This is a genomic window from Halorubrum salinarum, from assembly GCF_013267195.1.
Lineage (GTDB): Archaea > Halobacteriota > Halobacteria > Halobacteriales > Haloferacaceae > Halorubrum > Halorubrum salinarum.
Genome location: NZ_CP053941.1, coordinates 672,298 through 692,988, shown reverse-complemented (window position 1 = coordinate 692,988; position 20,691 = coordinate 672,298). Strand labels below are relative to the sequence as shown.

The following is a 20,691-nucleotide window of genomic DNA, read 5'->3' as shown; positions in this document are numbered from 1 at the left end:
TCGGGCCGCCGGGGGCGAGCCCTCGCGCCGCCCGCCGACGAACAAAGCTTTACCGCGTCGCCCGCCTAGCTCCGGCAAATGGTACTCGACGACCTCGGTACGTCCCTGCGGAGCAGCCTCGACAAGCTCCAGGGGAAGTCCCGACTCTCCGAGAGCGACGTCGAGGAGATCGTCAAGGAGATCCAGCGCTCCCTGCTGTCCGCCGACGTCGACGTCTCCCTCGTGATGGAGCTGTCGGACTCGATCAAGTCCCGCGCGCTCGAAGAGGAGCCGCCGGGCGGCACCACCGCGAAGGACCACGTCCTCAAGATCGTCTACGAGGAGATGGTCGAGCTGGTCGGCGACTCCACCGAGCTCCCCTTAGAGAACCAGACGATCCTCCTCGCCGGCCTCCAGGGGTCGGGGAAGACCACCTCCGCGGCGAAGATGGCCTGGTGGTTCTCGAAGAAGGGGCTCCGCCCCGCGGTGATCCAGACGGACACCTTCCGGCCGGGCGCGTACGACCAGGCGAAGCAGATGTGCGAGCGCGCCGAGGTCGATTTCTACGGGAACCCCGACAACGACGACCCGGTCGACATCGCGCGGACCGGCCTCGAAGAGACGGCCGACGCCGACGTTCACATCGTCGACACGGCGGGCCGCCACGCCCTCGAAGACGACCTGATCGCGGAGATCGAAGAGATCGAGGGCGTCGTCGACCCCGACCGCTCGCTGCTCGTCTTAGACGCCGCGATCGGCCAGGGCGCGAAGGAGCAGGCCCGGCAGTTCGAGGAGTCGATCGGCATCGAGGGCGTCGTGATCACCAAGCTCGACGGGACCGCGAAGGGGGGCGGCGCGCTCACCGCGGTCAACGAGACCGACTCCTCCATCGCCTTCCTCGGCACCGGGGAGACGGTCCAGGACATCGAGCGCTTCGAGCCCTCCGGGTTCATCTCGCGGCTGCTCGGGATGGGCGACCTCAAGCAGCTCTCCGAGCGCGTCGAGCGCGCGATGCAGGAGACCCAGGAGGAGGACGAGGACTGGGACCCCGAGGACATGCTGAAGGGGGAGTTCACCCTGAAGGACATGAAGCGGCAGATGGACGCGATGAACAAGATGGGGCCGCTCGACCAGGTGATGGACATGATCCCCGGGCTCGGCGGCGGGATGATGGACGAGCTGCCGGACGACGCGATGGACGTCACCCAAGACCGGATGCGCCGCTTCGAGCGCATCATGGACTCGATGACCGAAGAGGAGCTGGAGAACCCCCGCGTCGTCGGCCAGTCGCGCACCGAGCGGATCGCCCGCGGCTCCGGCACCGACGAGGAGACGGTCCGCCAGCTGCTCGAACAGCACTCGATGATGGAGGAGACCATCGGCCAGTTCCAGGGGATGGGCGAGGGCGACATGCAGCGCATGATGAAGAAGATGGGCGGCGAGGGCGGCGGCCTCGGCGACATGATGGGGGGCGGCAAGGGGCCGTTCTAATCGGGTCGGCCGTCGACGCCGGTCGCGTCGCGACCGGTCCTCTGCCTCCTTCCGGCCTTTTAATTCGGTGACCGGTCAACGACGACTCGATGAACCGAGACCGGATCAGCGAGTACGACGCCCTGATCCTCGTCTCGCTCGTCTGGTTCCTCGGGAAGTTCGTCCGGTATCTCTTCCCCCCGCTGTTCGAGTCGATACAGGGCGCCTACGGCGTGAGCAACGCCGTCGTCGGGACCGCGTTCACGGGATTCATGATCGTGTACGCCCTCCTCCAGTTCCCGAGCGGCGCGGTCGCGGACCGGATCGGCCCGGTGCGGGTGATCGTCGCGGGCGCGCTCGTCGCCGGCGCGGGGTCGCTCGCGGTCGTCTTCGACGCGCCCTTCGCCGCGCTGGTCGCCGCGATGCTCGTCATCGGGGCCGGCACCGGCGTCCACAAGACCGTCTCGGTGCGGCTGATCGCCCGCGTCTACCCCGCCCGCACCGGGCGGATGCTCGGCGCGCACGACACGCTCGGCGCGATGGGCGGCGTCGCCGCGCCCGCGGTCGTCGTCGCCGTCCTCTCGGCGCCGCCCGCGCTCGCCGCCGTCCTCGCCCGGCTCCCGGGCGCCGACTGGCGCGCGCCGTTCCTCCTCACCGGCGCCCTCGCGGTCGGGCTCGCGGTTGCCACCGCGGTCCGCCTCTCCGGGTCGCCGGCGGCGACCGGCGCGACCGCGAGCGACGGCGACTCGCCCGGCGCGGGCGAGTACCTCCGGCTGTTCCGGAACCCGCGCTTCTCGGCGTTCGTGCTGGTGACCGTCGGGTTCTCGTTCGCGCACAACGGGCTGGTCGCGTTCCTCCCGCTGTACCTCTCTGAGGCCGCGGGCCTCGCGGCCGCGACCGCGAACCTCCTGTACTCGCTCGTGTTCGCGGTGACGTTCGTCCAGCTGGTCACCGGCGACCTCTCGGACCGCGTCGGCCGCTTCCCGGTGATGGTCGCGGCGCTCGGGCTGGCGGCGGCGGCGCTCGTCGCGCTCGTCTCGCTGCCGAGCCTCGGGCTCGGCGCCGTCGCCGCCGCGGTCGTCGTCGCCCTCTTCGGGTTCGGATCGCACGGGTTCCAGCCGGTGCGCAGCGCCTACCTGATGGAACTGCTCCCGGAGCGGCTGGCGGGCGGCGGGCTCGGCGTCGTCCGGACGCTGCTGATGGGCGCCGGCGCGCTCGCGCCGAGCGCGGTCGGCATCCTCGCCGACGCGGTCGGATTTCGGCCGGCATTCGCCCTCCTCGCCGGGTCGATGGGACTCGCGGCGGTCGTCGCCGCCGGCCTCTGGGTGACGGAGTGAGGCGCCCGCCGGGCTCTTGACCACCCCCCTGACCGCGCCCGCGGCGCTCAGTCGAGGCTCCCGGGCTCGAACGCCTCCGGGTCGAACTCGTGCTCGCGGAGCCGGTCGGCGTCGACCGCGCGCAGCACGGACTCGTTCGTTGCCTCGAGGACGACCGGCGGCGCGACCCCCGCCTCGGCCGCCTCCGTCCAGCGACCGACGCAGAGGCACCAGCGGTCGCCCGGCTCCAGCCCAGGGAAGTCGAACTCGGGGCGCGGCGCGATCAGGTCGTTGCCGCGGTCGCGGCTGTACCGGAGGAACTCGGCCGTGACGACCGCACAGAGCGTGTGTTCGCCCACGTCGCCGTCGACGTCGCGGCAGTACCCGTCGCGGCGGTAGCCGGTCGTCGGCTCGCCGCCGCAGGGGGCCAAGTCGCCGCCGAAGACGTTGCGCTCGCCGGGCTCCCCGTCGGAGTCGTCGGTCGACATGGGACGGTGTTCGGCCGCCGACGGGATAAGCGACCGGCGGGTCGCCGCCCGGCGGCCGTCGGGCGTTCGGCCGGCCGTATAAGTGCCGCGCCGTCGAACGGTCGCGGCATGAGCCGGAACGACGAGGTCGCGACTCGCTTGGAGGAGTTCGCCGACCTCCTCGAGGCGACGGGCGTCGAGTACAAGCCGACCGCCTACCGACGGGCGGCCGAGAACGTCCGCGACCACCCCAAGCCGATCGAGGGGCTCGCGGCCGACGGCGAGGACGCCGTCGCCGAGATCGACCGGGTCGGCGACGCCATCGCCGCGAAGATCGTCGAGTACGTCGAGACCGGCGAGATCGAGGAGCTGACGGAGCTCCGCGAGGAGCTGCCGGTCGACATGGCCGGGCTGACCGCGGTCGAGGGCGTCGGCCCCAAGACGGTCGGCTCGCTGTACGACGCGCTCGGGATCTCCGACCTCGACGAGCTCGAGGCCGCCGCGGAGGCCGGCGAGATCCAAGAGGTGTCCGGGTTCGGCGCCAAGACGGAGGAGAACATCCTCGAGAACGTCCCGTTCGCCCGCGAGGCCCGCGAGCGCACGCGCCTCGGCGACGCCCGGCCCGTCGCGGACGACGCGCTCGGGTACCTCGCCGACCGCGACGCCGTCGAGGCGGTCGAGGTGTGCGGCTCGATCCGGCGCTGGAAGCCGACGATCGGCGACGTGGACCTGCTCGTCGCCAGCGAGGAGCGCGAGCCGATCGTCGAGGCGTTCACCGACTGGGACGCCGCGGACGCGACGATCGAGGCGGGCACCGGGAAGGCGAGCGTGCGCGCCGACGGCACCCGCGTCGACCTCCGGGTCGTCGACCCCGACGAGTTCGGCGCCGCGCTCCAGTACTTCACCGGGTCGCGGGCGCACAACGTCGCCGTCCGCAACCGGGCGATCGACCGCGGGCTCAAGCTGAACGAGTACGGGCTCTTCGACGTGAGCGACCTCGACGAGGACCCCGCCGCCGACGCGGACGACGGCGGAGACGCCGCCGAGGCCGACTCGACCCGCGCCGGCGAGCGCGTCGCCGGCGAGAGCGAGGACGAGGTGTACCGCGCGCTCGACATGGAGCCGGTCCCGCCCGAACTGCGCGAGGACCGCGGCGAGGTCGACGCGGCCGCCGAGCACCGGCTCCCGCCCCTCATCGGCGAGGGCGAGCTCCGCGGCGACCTCCACACCCACACCGACTGGTCCGACGGCGGCTTCTCGATCGCGGAGATGGCGCGGGCGGCCGACGAGCGCGGGTACGACTACTACGTCGTCACCGACCACGCGACCGGGCCGGGGATGGTCGGCGGGGTCGGCCTCGACGAGTCCGACATCGAGGAGCAGGCGGCGGCGGTCGCCGAGGCGGCCGACGAGGTCGGGATCCCGATCTTCCACGGGATCGAGGCGAACATCGACGCCGAGGGCGGGCTCTCGACGGACGACGAGACCCTCGCCGCCCTCGACCTGGTGGTCGCGTCGCCGCACGCCGCTCTCGGACAGGACCGCGAGGCGGCCACCGAGCGGCTGGTCCGGGCGGTCGAACACCCCCACGTCGACGTGCTCGGCCACCCGACCGGCCGCCTCATCAACGAGCGGCCGGGGCTCGACCCGGACGTGGAGGCGATCGCGACGGCCGCGTCGGCGGCCGGCACCGCGATCGAGGTGAACGCGAACCCCGCTCGGCTCGACGCCGACGGGGAGTTCGTCCGGGCCGCCATCGAGGCGGGCGCGACGATCGCCGTCAACACGGACGCGCACGCCCCGCGCGAGCTCGACAACGCGCGCTACGGGATCCACACCGCGCGGCGGGGATGGGCGCGGGCCGCCGACGTGCTCAACGCCCGCTCGCTCAACGGAGTCCGCTCGTTCCTGCTCGAATGACGAGCGGTGACGGCGGCGACGCGCCCGACGGCCGGGGGCCCGCCACCGGGGGGAACCCGCCGGTCCTGCTCGACGTCATGTGCGGGAAGCTGGCCACCTACCTGCGCCTGTGCGGCTACGACGCCGCCTACGCGCTCGACCGCGGCGTCGAGGCCGACGACCGGCTCCTCGACCTCGCGGCCGACGAGGGGCGGACCCTGGTCACCCGCGACCGCGACCTCGCGGCGCGGGCCGACGCGGCGGACGGCTCCCCCGAGGCCGTCCTCCTCACCGAGCGCGACGTGCTCGACCAGCTCCGCGAGTTCGACGCGGCGGGGTTCGCCGTCGAACTCGCCGACGAGCCCTCCCGGTGCGGCTCGTGTAACGGCCCCGTCGAGCGCGTCGACCCCGAGGCAGACCCCGCTCCGACCGACCGTCCAGACTACGTCCCGGACGACGTGGGGACCGAGCGGCCCGGATGGAGCTGTATCGAGTGCGGGCAGTGGTTCTGGAAGGGCGGTCACTGGGACGACGCCGCGGCGCGGCTGGACGGGCTCTGACCCGCTCGGGCCCGAGCGTAACCGGTTTGCCCGCCCGCCGCGTACCGGTCGGTAATGGAACGCGAACGGGCCGTCGACCGCCTGGAGTCGCTCGTCGACCGCGTCGAGCGCGAGCCGATGCCGGTGCCCGTCCGCGAGGTGTGGGCGTTCGGCGACGTGGCGCTCGGGCTCGACCCGGTCGACCGGCTCGACGTCTACCTCACGAAGGACGTGATCATGGGCGGCGACGGCGACGCGGCCGCCGCCTTCGAGAGCGAGTACGGCGTGAAGGGCGTCGGCACCACGGTCGACGCCGACTGGGCCGAGGCGAACCCCGACCGCGTCCGGACGAGCGACAACGGCTACGCGGCGCCCGAGAAGTGTCTCGCGGCCGAACTCGTGGAGGACGACGAGCCGATCCACCTCGAAGTGTGTAACGCGGGCTTCGAGGACAACGTCCGCCAGCGGCTGAAGGGCGCGCTCGCCCGCGACGCCTACGAGGAGGTGCTCGACCCCCGCGGGGTCTGCCTGTGGGTCGACGGGGAGCGCGACGACGAGGCGTTCGACCGCCTCCGCGAGGCCTCGCTGGCGATGCCGACGCTGCCCGCCGCGCTCGGGATGCTCGGCGCCGACGAGGACGCCGCGAACGCGGCCGCGGACGTGCTCAAACGGCAGCGCGCCGAACAGGAGGGGGCGTCCGTGCGCGGCGACATGGTCTGAACCGGCTCCCGGGGAAACGGGGGTCAGCCGCCGTCCGGCACGCGCCCCACGGTCACGTCGAAGGGGACGTACTCGACGCGCTCGTACTCCTCGGCGCCGATGGCGTCGACGACCTCGCGGCCCATCTCGCGCCAGCGCCCCCGGAGGTCGTCGTAGGCCGCCTCCGATGTCGCGGCGACCAGCTCCTCGCGGTGGTCGGCCAGGCCCGCGCCGGAGGCCTTCCGCGCCGCCGACCGGAGCGCGGCCTCGGCGTACGGCGGCTCGGTCCGCTTCTCGTGGACGTAGCGTCGGGTCCGCACGTCGACCATCCCGGCCGCGTCGAACGCCTCGCGCACCCGGTCGCCGAGCGCCACGTCCGTCTCCACGCCCGCGACGTACGCCTCGCGCGCCTCGCGCTCCAGCCGCTCCTCGGCGTCGACCGTCGAGGCCACCCGCACGTCGGCGTTGTCCGGCTCGACCGCGGCGACGAGGTCCCCGGAGACCCGGGCGAGCTCACGCACCGCCGCGGTCGGGTCCGGGAGGTTGATCAGGAGCGCCTGACAGACCGCCAGGTCGACCGCGCCGTCGGCGACCGGCAGCCGGGTCGCGTCCCCGGCCAGGTAGCCGATCCGCCCGTCGCTCTCCTCGCGGGCGACCCCGAGGAGGTCGCGGTCGGCGTCAACGCCGATCACGGTCGCGTCCGCGTCGCCCGCCGCGTCCGCCTCCGCGGCCAGCACGCGGGTCAGCTCCCCCGTGCCGCAGCCCACGTCGAGGACGCGCTCGCGGCTCCCCAGGTCCAGGTCCGCGAGCGCGTCGCGGCCGTCGTCCCACATCCCGCGGCGGGTGTGTTCGAGGTACTCGGCGGAGAAGCGTCGCACGCCCTCGCTTCGCGGCGGGCGGAAATAAACGTCCGGAGATCGGTCGGCGAGGGGCCGGCACCTCACTCGTCGCCGCCTTCGCCGTCCCCCTCGCCGGACCCGACCCCGAGCAGGTCGGCGGCGAGGACGGCGGTCACGCCGGCGCAGTAGCCGACGAACGCGCTGGTCACCCCGACCGCGGCGAAGCTCACCGTCACGTCGCCGATCGCCGGGTTCCCCCCGTTGATCCCGGGGACGCCGACCACCGTCCCGAGGAGGACGAACCCGCCGAGGACGGCCGCCGGCACGACCCCGACGGCCAGGCACGCCGGGCCGCCGCACCGCGCGTACGCGCCGGCGGCGGCCAGCGGTCCGGGCGCGTAGAACACCAGCAGCGGCAGGAGCCGGTCGGTCAGGGCGCTCGCCGTCGTCACGCCCGCCGACTCGGCGAGGAACCCGGCGACGAGCGCGAGCGCCACGGCGCCGGCGAACCCGACCACCAGTCCGACCGCGCGGTCGCGACGGCGTCCCAACAGCAACGCCTTCGTGGTGGGCATGTCCGTGGATCACTCGCGAGGTTACTTAAAACCGCGTCGGACGGGCGACAGCCGTCCGGGTCGGCTCGGGCCGCCGCCGACGCGTCGCGCGGCTCAGTCGCGCCGGAGTTCGCGGACCCGATCGATGTTCCACGCGAAGCTCTTCCCGTCCTCCGTCGGCGTCTCCAGGGCCAGCGGCACGTCGACCAGATCGGGGTGGTTGAGGATGCGCTCCATCCCCGCCTCGCCGATGTGCCCCTCGCCGATGTGGGCGTGTTCGTCCTTGTTGGTGCCGCACTCGTGTTTCGAGTCGTTGAGGTGGATGTACTTCAGGTGCTCTAACCCGACCACGTCGTCGAACTCCGCGACCGTCTCGTCGACCGCCTCGGGCGTCGAGAGGTCGTAGCCCGCCGCGAACGCGTGGGCCGTGTCGACGCAGACGTCGATGTCGGTCTCCGTGCGGTCGATGATCCCCGCGAGGTGCTCGAACTCGCCGCCGAGCTTCGTCCCCGCGCCCGCGTCGCTCTCGATCAGGACCGTCACGCCGTCGGGCACGTCGAGGTCGTCGATCACCGACGCGGCGTTGTCGAGGCCGCCCTCGACCCCGGCGCCCGTGTGCGCGCCGAGGTGGACGTTGACGTACGGGATGCCCAGCTTGTCGGCCGCGTCGACCTCCTTTTGCATCGAGTCGAGCGACTTCTCCCGGAGCCCCTCCTTCGGCGTACAGAGGTTCACGAGGTAGGAGGTGTGGATCACCCACGGTCCCTCCAGGTCGCGCTCGGTCCCCTCGCGGAACCGCTCGGCCTCGTCGTCGCCGATGTCCGGGTCTTGCCACACCTGCGGCGAGTGGGTGAATATCTGTCCGCAGTTGCCGCCGACCTCGACCTGGTTCGCCACGGCGTTGTCCACGCCGCCCGCGATGGAGACGTGCGCGCCGACCTTGAGGCTCATACCGGCTACACGGAGGCGGCCGAAAAAGCCCCTTCGGAACCGGGAATCCCCGCCCGCCGAGGTCGCTACGCTCCGCCGCCGCCGGGGCGCGTTCGGACCCACGCCTCGTCGCGGTACTTCTCCGCGACGAGCTCTTCGGCCCGCTCCAGCTCCGCGTCCGTCCACGAGCCGTCCGTCTCCACGGTTGCGTCGGGCGCCGCTCCCGCCCAGTCGGACAGCGCCGCCTCGACGGCCGCGACCGCGTCCGCGCGGTCGGCGTCGACCAGTTCGTCCATCCCGACCACGCGCTCCCGGAACTCTTCGGGTGTCACCGGTGGGTCGTCGAAGACGCCGAGGTGTCGGTCCGCCTCCGCCGAGAACGTCAGCGACCCGTGCTGTATCACCGCCTCGCGCTTGCGGTACTGCGCGTTGCCGGCGATCTTGCGCGGACCGGCGCGGCCGTCGTCGGCCACCACGTCGTGGGCCGGGTGAAGCTCGCGGAGGTAACACGCCGGATGGTACAGCTCCGGCAGCGGATCCTCGACGTAGTCGGCGTCGATCCCGAGCCGGTCGAACGCGTCGAGGACGGGCTCGCACAGCAGGTGATAGCAGTCGAGCAGTTCGCCCGGCACGTCGTCCGCGGGGACCGCGATCGAGTACGCCACGTCCCCGCGGCCGTCGTGGTAGATCCCGCCCCCGCCCGTCTGCCGGCGGGTCACGTCGATCCCCTCGCGCTCGCAGAAGCCCCAGTCGACCGTCTCCGGCTCCTGGTGGCGCCCGAGGGTGAGACAGCTCGGCTCCCAGCGGTAGGCGCGGAGCGTGGCGGGCCCGCCCGCCGCGGCGGTCTCGGCGGCGACCTCGTCTAACGCCATCTGCATCGGGCCGGGGCGGGCCTCCTCGCGGATCAGCCGCCAGTCGACGGCGGGCGCGGTCATATCGCTGTCGTGGGGCGCCGCTCCGAAAGCGGTTGCGCTCGGCGTCGCGAGCGGCCATAACCTCGGAGGATATATTTGATGTGTGCCTTCTATTCAACAGATGTTGTGCTGTTCAAAACCCGGAGTAAGAGTCAGTACTGGTTCTCAACTCATTTATTAACGATTTTAATAGATATTCATTTGTCAATAATGAATATATCAATCTACTACCTGTGAAACCCACTCTTAGGCTGTAAAATCCAGTTATGGGCAATCACGGCGATACTCTCAAATTGGTCCAGAATAGTGAATTATATAACAAGATGAGTCCGGAACCCACGTCTCCCGACTACGGAGCCGACGCGTTCCTCGCGCGGCTGGCGATAGAAGGTCCAGCACCGATCCTCGCCGCAGAGGCCGCCACCGGAACCGTCGTGGCGGTAAACGAGGCTGCGACCGAGCTGTTCGGTCGCAACCGCTCTTCGCTTATCGGGATGCACCAGACCGAACTTCACCCTCCAGAGACTGAGACGCGCCATCAAGAAGGGTTTCAGGCAGTCCAAGACGGGCGGGAGAAACACGTCCGCGCCGACGCGGAGGAGCCGGTAACGATTCTGCGCGCCGACGGGTCGACAGTGCCCGTCGACGTGAGGTCAACGACGTTTACACACGCGGACACCGAGTACGTCCTCGGAATCTTCCAAGACGCCAGCGAACGCATAGAGGACTTGGCTCGGCTCGAACAGCAGGCGGCCGCGATGGACCTGACGACCTCCGGTATTGCGTTATTAAACGGTGACGGTGAGTACACGTACCTCAACGACGCCCACGTCACGATGTTCGGGTACGACGACGCCGAGGAGCTGCTCGGCGGGACCTGGCGGCAGATATACGCGGACGACGTCATCGAGCGAATCGAAACCGAGGTTCTCCCGGTCGTCGAGGAGACGGGGTCGTGGGACGGAGAGTTGGTCGGCGTCAAACGGGACGGCACGCCGATTACACAGCGCGTGTCCCTCGCACAGCTTCCCGACGGGGGAATCACCTGCGTTAATCTCGATCTCACCGAACAAGAACGCCGACTCCGTCGCCTTGAGGAGACACGTTCGCTTGCCGAAGAGCTGATGACTGCAGACAATTACGAGGAAGTGATTGATACTGCCATCGAGGGAGTGACGGAGATTATTGATCGGCCGGTCTCTGGGTATTGGGCACACGAACCTGCTGGAACGGATACAGCGAATCCGACTGGAACTGCGGAGACCGCGACCGACGTGCTCGTTCCGGTGTCTGTCTCCAGTAGCGGAGCGTCGCTTGTCGAGGAGGTACCGCAATTCCGCCCTGGTGAATCGCTTGCGTGGGAGGCGTTCGATGCTGGGACGCCGGCATACTATCCGAATGTCGCCGCGGAGGTGGGCGTTCACAACCGGGAGACGCCAATCGGTACCGAATTTATTGTCCCTATCGACGACGATGGTGTGTTTCTCGTCGGGTCGCCGGAAACGGACAATCTCGCCGAGGACGAACGCGAGCTCATTTTGATCGTCACACAGTACCTCCAGACGGCGATCGAACTCGTCGCGCAGCGACGTCAACTACGTACTGCGCGCGACCGCATAGAGTCAGAACACAATCAGCTCGAACGTGTCATGAATACAGTCCCGCAGCTGATATTCGCGAAGAACACCGACGGCGAATTCTTGCTCGCGAACGAAGCGGTCGCTGACGCGTACGGTACCACCGTCTCGGACATGATCGGTTCGACTGATGCCGACTACACGGCCGAGCCCGACGAGGTGGACGCATTCACCGACGACGATAGACGGGTGATTGAGACCGGCGAGCCGCTCCATCGCACCGAGGAGACGCTGACCGACGCCGCGGGCAACGAGCGGATCTTAGAAACGTGGAAAATACCATTCAAGCCGGCCGACAGCGATGAGGACGCGGTACTCGGCGTTGCCAACGACATCACCGATCTTACCGATGTGCGTGACGAACTCGACCGGCAGCGCCGGTTGACGAACCTCTACGCCGTGAGCAACCGTGTATTCAAAGCAACGGATCCGGAAGACGCGTTTGACGCGTGCGTCGAGGCGGTTGCCGAAGTGGTGACGGCTGACGAACTCGCGATATACGACCGCAATACGTCAAAAGGGGAGTTGGTGCGGCTTGCGACTGCGGGAGACAACACCGAATCACGTAGCCGACAGCGAATTCACCCGGGCGAGACGGACCTCTGGCGAGCGTTCACCGAGTCCGACACGTGCTGGCTCCCGGCCGACGCCGTTATCGAGGCGGACGACGCAGCCGAGAAGCAGGCACTCGTCACACAGCTCGGTGAGACGAGTCTGTTGAGCGTAGTCGTCGACAAACGGGACGAGACGTTGGAATCGTTCATTCGGGCGGTGAGCCAGCAGGTCTCGGCAGCACTCACACAACTTCGCCAGGAGACATCGATAGCGGGGCTCTCAAATGATGTCGCCAGGACCCAGCGGCAAGCGGACCGCTACCAGAACCTGTGGGAGGGGATGGTTGACACAGTTGAAGCGATCGTGACTGCGGAGACATCGGCGGCAGTGCGTGAGGCGGTTGTCGGCTTCGGCGATCGTGTGGCGGAGTACGCGTTCGTTGGCACGTATGATCCGGTCACAGAGCGAATTGACCCGGTCGAAGTGTCCGAGGCAGGTGGACCGTCGAAGCTGTACGAAAACGACGGGCAGGCGTTTCCCGCGATTACCGCTGCCTCACAAAACGAACCACAGCGTGTCGTCGATGGACAAGAGACTGGGGGAAGTCACGGCGAGTGGCTTAATCGACTGCTCCATTTCGGCTACCGAGAATCGCTCGCGGTTCCGGTGAGCCACTACGGGACCGTCTATGCCGTCGCCGAGTTCATCAGTACAGACGCCGAGCGCTTCGCCGAACCAGAACGCCAAGCGGTTGGTGCGGTTGCGGACGCCGCCGGAATGCGACTGTCAACGCTTGAGTCTGCGAACGCGTCGAACGCACCGATCGCCTTCGATCTTGAGTGTCGGGACCCGTCGCCGCTCTTTCCGGGCCTCTCGACGTCCGGGACGATTGTCGTCGAACACGTCGCGCTAACGGGCAGAGAAAACTTTCACCTAACCGGCCGCGTCGACGGCTACACCGAGACCGCGTTTCGTGATTACGTCGCGGCGACGCCGGGTATCGAACTCGACAGTATTGACTCGATCGGTAGCAACGCCCACGAGATTGCCGTGCGGATGAGAGATACACCGGGCCGGTCGCTGGGCTCGGTTCGCGACGTCCTCATGCGGACAGACACACAACTGAGCAGTGTCCGTTCCCGCCCGAACGCTGACGTGTTGGAGTTCTGGACCAGGGACCCGGGGGTGATCGGTCGGGTCCGCGAGGAGTTGTCTACCGTCTCCGGTTCGTGTCAGCTCGTCTCGAAGCGCCATCTGTCCGGGTCATCCGGTAGACGCGACGGGTCGGCCGGGAGTACAGAGTTGACGAGAAGACAGCGGGAGATCGCCGAGACAGCGCTCCAAGAAGGATACTATGATGATCCGCGTGGTATCAACGGTGCCGATCTCGCCGACCGGTTCGACGTGTCCTCGTCGACGCTCCACCAGCATCTGCGCGCCGCGGAGTCGAAGATCATCCGCGGCTTCTTCGAGTGACGAACGGTTGTGGACTACTACTAAGACACGGATATATTTGGTATCTATTCTGCCTGCCACATATCTTCGGGCGTAGAAATAGTATTGATACTGAAAGAATAGAACGCATGAGTTCGGGATGGAATGACGCGCCGCGAATCTCGATGGAGGGTCCTCTATACCCGATACCGCCGCGAGCGGGTGAGACCGAGTGAGTGCCCAGCCGTCTGAGTTGACGATGATGGTGTACGAGTATCTGAACCGGCCCACTGAACCCGCCGCGACTGCGACGAGTGAAGACCGTTCGTCATGGGTCGACTCTTCCGTCTACGTCGACGACTACGGGAACAAGCTAGTTGACCGGCTTCTCGCAGCCGAAAGGCATCCCGGTGAGGCCTTCGAAGCCGTTCTACACCCGTCTCCAGAGACGATCGCACCGGCTTTCATCGCCGATGTTGCGGTCCAACACGACGACATTGTTGGATTCGCCGCGCCGAGCTCCCAGTTGTACGATGACCTGTTTTACGCCATGTACGCGGCGATGACCGAGACGGGCGCGGTGTTGACGACGAAGTACCCACACCATGAGGTTCGCTCGCGGCTCTCGACGATGGACCCTCTCGTCATCGATTCTACCCCTGGTGCCGAGACCGACGGCGGTGTTGACGTCGCGACTACCGACGCCGGACCGGTTCGGTGCGGTGACCTCACTTCACTTGGGGTCGCCGCCGAACGTGCGACGACGCAGCTCGCGACAGGTGATCGAACGGGAACATTCGCGATCGCGACGTTGACCCAACTGCTGGCGCATCATGACTCGACTGCACTCGATAGGTTCCTCCACGAACTGGTCGGTCAGTGGCGAAATCAGGGCGTCGGCGGGCTCATCCACCTGCCACCAGCGAGGGACATCGACGGTTCCAGCTGGTTTGGGTCGGCACACTTCGATTACGTTATTGAGATGCGAACCGACGACGGCCAGATTGAGGCGCGAGTGTGTGGGAAGCGAGATGTTGCCCCCACATGGCAGGTGGTTGGCTCGTCGCCGTGCTCGGATAGTGAAGCGGCGGCCCAAGCAGTGGACCGACAGCCTTCCGGAATAGTCGATGAAGACGGCGGCGAGTCTATCCCGGAGTGAATACGGTACTGTTACCCGACGAGTCCGTGTCACAACCCGGCCTCGGTTGCTGGGTTTCGGATCGCTGCCCCTCGTTGTGAGACGGGGCTTTGCCGACCCTTCCACACGCCTCGCAGTTTGTACGGTATGCCCCCTAGGACATCTGCCCGGGTACGGCTAAACCCAGATTACGGTTTGCTGACGACGTCGGAACGCGAAGCACAACTTCGGTACCTGTGTCGGTCACGTCGACATCGATCTCCCCGCCGAGTACCGAGACTAACATCCGAATCAGCCAGATCCCGAGCTCAGAACCGTGCTGTAACGGCGTCTCTTCGCCGGTGACGAGTACCTCCCGCTCTATATCTGGCATGCCAGGCCCGTCGTCGGCCACGACGATCTGGAGCCAGCCGTTGTCGACCTGTCTCACCGATACGTTGACGTACGGGTCTTCTCGGTCTCCTGCGGCCACCGCGTTCTTTATCACCTCGGTAACTGGGTGTGTAAGCCATCGTGAGACTGTCTCGTCGGTCGCGTCGACAGAGACAGCGATCGTTGCGTCCGAGTGGTCATCTCGTACCGCCGTTGCGGCCGTTTCAGTGACCTCAGCGATGTTAACGCTCGACTCGTCGTGTGGTATCTCCCGTATCGCGCGATCGATCACCTGCATTTTGTTCGTAAGTCGTTCCCATCCGTCGAATATACGCGTCAGTCGGCGGAGATGATCTTGACGACAGTCAGCGTCCGGTTCCTCGGCGAGCATCGTTGTCCATCCCACGAGCTTGTTTAAATCGTTGCGGACGTTGTGTCGGACGACCCGCTGGAACACCTGTAAATGCTGTCGCTGTCGCGTCTTCACGGTGATATCCTTCCCCTCAACGGCGATCAGCGTGATTTCACCAGCGGCGTTACGAATCGGCTTGAACGATACGTCGATGCGTGCGAGACCATCTGGACCCTGTAGTTCTCCTTCGGTCTGGACGAGTTCACCGTCACCCGCGCGGTTGACCGCCTCACAAACCGTGAGTCTGTGGTTCGGATCAAGGTTCAGCCACGGGAATTTGTCGATTGGTTCATCAACTATAGTCGACCGATCCACACCGATGCGTGTAACCAGCGTATCGTTCACGTCAGTCACGATTTTATTGGGGCGGACTAACGCGGTAAACTGGTGCGGGCTGTTAAACACTGCCTCCAGTCGCCGAGTGTACTTCTCGCGTTCAGAGATATCGATGAACAGCACATCGGTACCTACGACTTCGTCGCTGACGGTGCGCGGGATCGCCCGTAACAGACACGGGACCGTGTCGCCGTCCGTCGTCACGAGCGTGCGTTCCGCAACGGTGAGATCGCCGCTAAGCGCGCGTTCGTAGCCGTCTGTTTGGAGCGAATTGGCCGAGGTATCGTCGTAAAACTCACTGAGCGGCTGTCCAACCACCGCTTCGCGCTCGTACCCCAGCGCGTCGGAAAACGACCGGTCACAGGCCTCAATGACTGCTTCGCCGCCAACGGCCCGAGTTTGAACGAACAGCAGCGGGCCCTGATCAAACAGTTTCGACGCCCATTTCACACGCTCGGAGCGCTTCGTCGCGTCTCGCCCCATCGCCAGCACACTGGCAGAGCCATCACCCGCATCACTCACAACGGTGTGTAGATCTATCCACGTGACTTCGCTGTCATCCGTCCCGATTCGTATCGTCTCAGCAGCCGGGTCACCGGTCTCGATCGGGCGCCGCAGGGCGTCAGCGGCACGTTCGTGGTCCTCCGGATAAACTATTGCTTGCCATTCGTCTATCGTCGTCGGGCTCGCTCCGACCGTCTCTCGTAAAGTGGCGTCCAACGTGACTGTGTTGGTACTGAAGTCCCACTCACCGATGCCCGTCTCCGTCCCGCTGAGGACGAGCTCCAGCCGCTCAGTCTGGTCTCTGAGCTCTCTGATCCGCCGTCGTTGCTCGGTGATATCGTGTTGAACCCCGATGTAGTTTGTCACGATTCCGTTTGCGTCTCGAACCGGCGTCACGGAGAGCTTCGCCCAGTACGGTTCACCCTCCGCGGTGTAGTTTCTCAGCTTAGTCGTTATTGGTCGCTCGGTTTCGATCGCCGTACGGATGCGCTTTGTCGTCTCCGAATCTAATCCGGGGCCCTGGAGGAATCTCGGGTTTCGGCCGAGAGCCTCTGACCGCTCGTATCCGGTTAGCTGTACAAACTCCTCGTTGACGTACACCAACGGGTTCCCCGGTTGGGTCGGGTCCGTAATCTGGATGCTGGTCCCTGCTTCGTCCAGCGCCCGCTCTTTTAATGCGAGTTCATGTTCCCGTGCTTCACGATCGCTCACGTCACGCACCGTACAGACCATTCGGGATGGGGTGACCATCGTCAGGGACAGCTCCGCCGGGAACGTCGTTCCATCTGGCCGACTTCCCGTTACTCGCCCCTGCCAGTGACCATCGCGTTCGAGCGCGTCGAAAGCTTCCTTCTCGATCCGTGCCGCTTCATCCGCAGCGTATAGCTCCCGCCAACTTCGACCGAGTAGCTCCTGTTTGCTGTCGAATCCGTACATATCGACGTGCGTCTGGTCGATATAGGCGTACGCCTCGTCGTCAAGGATGGCGACGCCATCGGCGGCGTCCTCGATCGCCTGTTGAAACGCACCGAGGCGAATGTCCGAGGCGATCTCGCCTGTCGGGTCACGGGTCTGGGAGCTAATACGGTCGAGTGCCGCGGCGAGTAACTCTGCTGCTCGCTCGAGAACATCACGGACAGCGGCCTCGTCCAACGCGATCGCGAGATCGTGGTGATCCCAGCCAACCGATAGCACACGCTCGGAATCGATCGGAACGAAAAGTTCCTGACGCGGAAGCCAGCGGTTATCATCCGGTGCGATTGGTCCGGCCACCCCGTCAGTTCGAACCGGCGCATCAGCCGTGAAACATCGCTTGATTAGAGACGCGTCTGGTGAAGGGATTCGATCCGACCGACCCGTATGGCGTTCGGAACCGAACAACGGTGGGGACGGCTGTTCCGGCGATTGGCCATTCTCAAGGTTGCTACCATGCTCGTTGCGGCTTCGCCACACGGTAATCGCTGTGTCCCCCAGTGTGGTACGGACCGCAGTCAGTGTCCGATCAATAGCGCCACCTACTGTCTCTTCCCGGTTGAGATCGATGCCGAGGTTGAACAGTGCGTCATCGGTCATCTCGTCACAACTGGTCATCTGTCTGTGTTGCCAGCGATTCAGTCGAAGACGACTGCGCGGTGAGGTCGTCAATCGATGTCTGAATGGCCCAGAGTTGCTCCACCACTGCCCAGAGCGGATCGCCGAGTTCAGTATCCGAAGCGTTGCTAGCGGCGGTCCAGACGTATTCTTCGGCCTCGGCAAACGCCGCTGCCGCCGCTTCGAGAGCCGCTTCGGTCGATTGCTGTGCGCGTGCGTCGGCTGACAGTCTATGGTGTGCTGGCCGTGTGGGGAACGCGTCTGCGTCGACGACCTCGATCCATCCGTCATGTGTCACAGTCACGAATACATCGTCGTATCGAAACGAAAGGGTCCCCTCTTCAATACGCGTTGTTGAACTATCCGGACCACCAAACAGGAGGTTGATTGTGTCGGCGTCGATATATCTGTCGAGACGCCGGAGATTTTTGGCATCTGTATTTTTAAACTCGGAGACAGCAGTGAATACAGCGTCGAGTGCTGACCGAGTAGTCGTCGGATCAAACCGAGTAACTGACGAGTCCGAGTTCATAGGTCTGTCAATATACATAAATAGTGGATCAATATATTTCGTCTCGCGGACCACTCCGCCTCTCATGGCCTATACTGTATATGTACGTGTGCGCGACTCTCGACAGACATCCGCTGGTACACTTCATAAGACAACCGCGATTATCGAATCAGTCACAGATCGACTGGCTTAGAGCGAAAACCCGCGTGACTCGATGGTCCCTTCGAGCCACGCGTTTTGCCTCTGACAGATTCCCCACTTCGTCGATAGCGTCAACCTAGTCTAGAGGTCGACAGGTTTCAGTCAGTCGAAGAAAAGTTATTTTCTTTGGCGGAACAGTCCGGCATCGAACAAAAGAATCGGATATTTGTGGGTAAGAGGCTGTGCTGAATCGCCATACAGCAGCAAGCTTGTATGTGGGTTAGCCAGATACGCCTCTGAGTTCGGTGGCAGCGTTGTCATTCACTGTGTCTACTCATCCTCGGTATCTGTTGCGGCCAAAATCTCAGGATACCGGTTCCGTATCGTCATCTCGCTCACGTCCGTAGCATCAGCGATATCTGTCTGTCGGAGCGACTCATCGCATCGCTTAGCGGCCGCGTACAATGCCCCAGCGGCGATGCCTACCGGATGTTTCCCGCTGTGAACGCCGTTTTCAACCGCTATTCCGGCGAGACGTCGTGCCTCTCGCTCTGTCGCGTCCGTACACTCCACGTCCGACGCGATCCGTCCGATGAACGAACGGGGGTCTGTCGGGGCGATTTCTAACCCGAGTTCACGTGAGACGTGTCGATATGCCCGCTCAACGCGAATTTGTTCGACGCGGCTCACTGCCGAGACCTCGTCGGTAGAGCGCGGGACACCGTCCATGCGACTCGCCGCGTATAGCGCCGCAGTGGCGACGCTTTCAACGGCTCGACCCGTAACGAGTCCGTCCGTAAGTGCGCGACGATAGATGACGCCTGCTGTCTCTCGGGTGCTGTCCGGCGCACCAAGCGCGGAAGCCATGCGGTTGATCTCACCGAGTGCATACATAAGATTCCTATCCGCAGATGAGCGCCGTCGGAAGCGCTCATCCCACCGTCGGAGGCGACGCATCTGTTGTCGCTGTTCTCCTGACAGCGCGTTCCCCTTCGCATCTGTGTTTTGCCACCCAATCATCGTCGACAACCCCTTATCGTGTAAGAGGTTCGTGCTTGCTGGTCCGACGCGGGAGTCCTCATCGCCGGTGTCGTTCGGCGTGTACAGTTTGATGTTCGTATCCGTTGTCAAAGAAGTCCATGATCGCAGCATCTCAGCGCCGGAGGTGCGGTCTAAGGCAGAGATCGTCGACAATGAGCAAGAAGATACAGACTCAGTAGAAGACGAATCCTTCTCACAGGAGGGGATTGTTCAGACAACGCGCCTCGCGCGTGATCACGCCTTCGGACACTTCGACTCTGATCGGGCGCCGAACGCCTCGTACGAGGACACGCAATTTTTCGAGTTACAGACATTCATGGGAATGGTTCGGTGCGGAGCCACGCAGGGAGCTACTCGCTTTCAGTACCGGCGTGGCGAGGATTACAGCTCGCATGGCGATACCCACCTTCGCACCGTCAAGCAGTTCGATCCTGACGAGCTCGTCGACGGCTTCAACGAGACAACGGATCGCTTGCTTTCCGTGATTGCTTCTGAAGCATCGTTCCGCCGGCCAGTCACTGCCGCGATCGATATCACGACCATTCCCTACTACGGGGATGTCGAAGGGATGCCGATGGTCAGTGGAACGAAGGACAGAGACGGTCGAGCGTTTAAATTTGCGACCCTCTCGATCATCGGACAGAACATCCCGCTGGTCTTAGCTGTCGAGCCGGTTCGAGAGAGTTCTGAGTGGGATGAGAACCCGTCGAATCAGATCCATCGTACTGTTCGGCGACTCGTTCGACGAGCGAAAGAGCATGTTCCAATCGAGACAGTGCTGTGTGATCGGGAGTTCGATTCGATACGCGTGTTTCAGACGCTCTCAAACCTCGATGTGAACTACCTCATTCCGAAGCGAGTCTCCAGCTCTGAACGGGATGTACTCAAACAAATGTGGGAAGACGACCAAGAGGTGGCTGTTGAGTCGGCTTCTGTCCATGTGGAATCTGGATCGCATCCAATGCGGCTGCTGTACGTGCCGTCAACGAGTGGGGAGGGAACGGCCGTCTTCGCGACGAGTCTCCGAGTCGGTCCGGAGGAGGCCGAGACCTTTTGTCAGCGCTACAGCCGCCGGTGGCAGATCGAGAGTGAGTACAAATCGATCAAAGGTGACTTTCTCGCCAAGACCTCCTCGAAAGACTACCGCGTTCGCTTGTTCTACTTCGTGTTCGCGGTCCTCTTGTACAATATCTGGCGGCTGACCGACTTCCTGCTGAAAGCAGGTGTCGACGGAGAGATGGACTACGCACCCGTGTTGACTGCGGGTGAGTGTGTTGAGCTCGTTGCCTCGGCGTTGATCCCGCACGACTAATCGGCTGAGCTCTCGCTGGGTCCGCCGCTCAAGAGTGACAACCGTATTCAGCAGCGCCAAAATTCACGCAATTTCGTACGCTCGTCCGGTAGTTCGAGAGTA

16 protein-coding genes are annotated in these 20,691 nt (G+C 65.2%); 8 read left to right on the top strand and 8 right to left on the bottom strand.

From position 1 onward, the window contains the following. The first annotated feature begins 78 nt into the window (after window positions 1–78). Together HPS36_RS03590 and HPS36_RS03585 are read left to right on the top strand one after the other, a co-directional pair. A complete protein-coding gene (locus HPS36_RS03590) occupies window positions 79–1,470 on the top strand; it encodes a signal recognition particle protein Srp54 (protein WP_053771762.1) in 1,392 nt (463 codons plus the stop codon). Window positions 1,471–1,559: 89 nt separating this feature from the next. Then, entirely contained in the window at window positions 1,560–2,786 is a 1,227-nt protein-coding gene (locus HPS36_RS03585) for an MFS transporter (RefSeq protein WP_173228536.1), read from the top strand. 47 nt (window positions 2,787–2,833) lie between these two features. On the opposite strand, the gene HPS36_RS03580 is transcribed toward HPS36_RS03585, so the two are convergent. After that, entirely contained in the window at window positions 2,834–3,253 is a 420-nt protein-coding gene (locus HPS36_RS03580) for a DUF2237 family protein (RefSeq protein WP_173228535.1), read from the bottom strand. A 108-nt stretch (window positions 3,254–3,361) separates the two neighbouring features. Here HPS36_RS03580 and HPS36_RS03575 point away from each other — a divergent pair, with 108 nt between their 5' ends. Genes HPS36_RS03575 through HPS36_RS03565 form a run of 3 tightly spaced genes read left to right on the top strand, consistent with a single transcriptional unit; the run spans window position 3,362 to window position 6,390 of the window. Further along, window positions 3,362–5,152 (top strand): helix-hairpin-helix domain-containing protein, encoded by a 1,791-nt coding sequence (locus HPS36_RS03575; protein ID WP_173228534.1) that lies wholly within the window; start codon window positions 3,362–3,364, stop codon window positions 5,150–5,152. After that, window positions 5,149–5,691 carry a Mut7-C RNAse domain-containing protein gene (locus HPS36_RS03570; protein WP_173228533.1) on the top strand — a complete coding sequence of 181 codons (543 nt, stop codon included), beginning with the start codon at window positions 5,149–5,151 and terminating at the stop codon, window positions 5,689–5,691. Before HPS36_RS03575 ends, HPS36_RS03570 begins: the two co-directional genes overlap by 4 nt. A gap of 54 nt (window positions 5,692–5,745) precedes the next feature. Then, window positions 5,746–6,390 carry a DUF7095 family protein gene (locus tag HPS36_RS03565; RefSeq protein WP_173228532.1) on the top strand — a complete coding sequence of 215 codons (645 nt, stop codon included), beginning with the start codon at window positions 5,746–5,748 and terminating at the stop codon, window positions 6,388–6,390. Between the two features lie 23 nt (window positions 6,391–6,413). Here the strand turns inward: HPS36_RS03565 and HPS36_RS03560 are convergent, their stop codons facing one another. From HPS36_RS03560 to HPS36_RS03545, 4 genes are all read right to left on the bottom strand, one after another. After that, window positions 6,414–7,247 (bottom strand): class I SAM-dependent methyltransferase, encoded by an 834-nt coding sequence (locus tag HPS36_RS03560; protein ID WP_173228531.1) that lies wholly within the window; start codon window positions 7,245–7,247, stop codon window positions 6,414–6,416. Between the two features lie 62 nt (window positions 7,248–7,309). Continuing rightward, entirely contained in the window at window positions 7,310–7,783 is a 474-nt protein-coding gene (locus tag HPS36_RS03555) for a hypothetical protein (protein WP_173228530.1), read from the bottom strand. 93 nt (window positions 7,784–7,876) lie between these two features. Next, entirely contained in the window at window positions 7,877–8,713 is an 837-nt protein-coding gene (locus tag HPS36_RS03550) for a deoxyribonuclease IV (RefSeq protein ID WP_173228529.1), read from the bottom strand. Between the two features lie 65 nt (window positions 8,714–8,778). Further along, the gene (locus tag HPS36_RS03545; RefSeq protein ID WP_173228528.1) at window positions 8,779–9,627 is read right to left on the bottom strand and encodes a lipoate--protein ligase family protein; all 849 of its coding nucleotides are present in this window, start codon (window positions 9,625–9,627) and stop codon (window positions 8,779–8,781) included. 302 nt (window positions 9,628–9,929) lie between these two features. On the opposite strand from HPS36_RS03545, the gene HPS36_RS03540 reads away from it, so the two are divergent. Together HPS36_RS03540 and HPS36_RS03535 are read left to right on the top strand one after the other, a co-directional pair. Further along, window positions 9,930–13,274, top strand: coding sequence for a PAS domain-containing protein (locus tag HPS36_RS03540; protein WP_173228527.1), 3,345 nt, complete (start codon window positions 9,930–9,932; stop codon window positions 13,272–13,274). Window positions 13,275–13,491: 217 nt separating this feature from the next. Beyond that, a complete protein-coding gene (locus HPS36_RS03535; RefSeq protein ID WP_173228526.1) occupies window positions 13,492–14,391 on the top strand; it encodes a DUF7504 family protein in 900 nt (299 codons plus the stop codon). Window positions 14,392–14,524: 133 nt separating this feature from the next. On the opposite strand, the gene HPS36_RS03530 is transcribed toward HPS36_RS03535, so the two are convergent. The 3 genes from HPS36_RS03530 to HPS36_RS03520 all read right to left on the bottom strand — a co-directional run bounded on the left by HPS36_RS03530 (window position 14,525) and on the right by HPS36_RS03520 (window position 19,130). Beyond that, window positions 14,525–17,188 carry a sensor histidine kinase gene (locus HPS36_RS03530; protein ID WP_173228525.1) on the bottom strand — a complete coding sequence of 888 codons (2,664 nt, stop codon included), beginning with the start codon at window positions 17,186–17,188 and terminating at the stop codon, window positions 14,525–14,527. Window positions 17,189–17,570: 382 nt separating this feature from the next. Next, window positions 17,571–18,116, bottom strand: coding sequence for a HalOD1 output domain-containing protein (locus HPS36_RS03525; RefSeq protein WP_173228524.1), 546 nt, complete (start codon window positions 18,114–18,116; stop codon window positions 17,571–17,573). A 450-nt stretch (window positions 18,117–18,566) separates the two neighbouring features. Continuing rightward, window positions 18,567–19,130 (bottom strand): transcription initiation factor IIB, encoded by a 564-nt coding sequence (locus HPS36_RS03520; RefSeq protein WP_268898306.1) that lies wholly within the window; start codon window positions 19,128–19,130, stop codon window positions 18,567–18,569. Between the two features lie 217 nt (window positions 19,131–19,347). On the opposite strand from HPS36_RS03520, the gene HPS36_RS03515 reads away from it, so the two are divergent. Beyond that, window positions 19,348–20,589, top strand: a complete 1,242-nt coding sequence (locus tag HPS36_RS03515) for a transposase (RefSeq protein WP_173228522.1) — start codon at window positions 19,348–19,350, stop codon at window positions 20,587–20,589. Window positions 20,590–20,691: the final 102 nt, after the last annotated feature.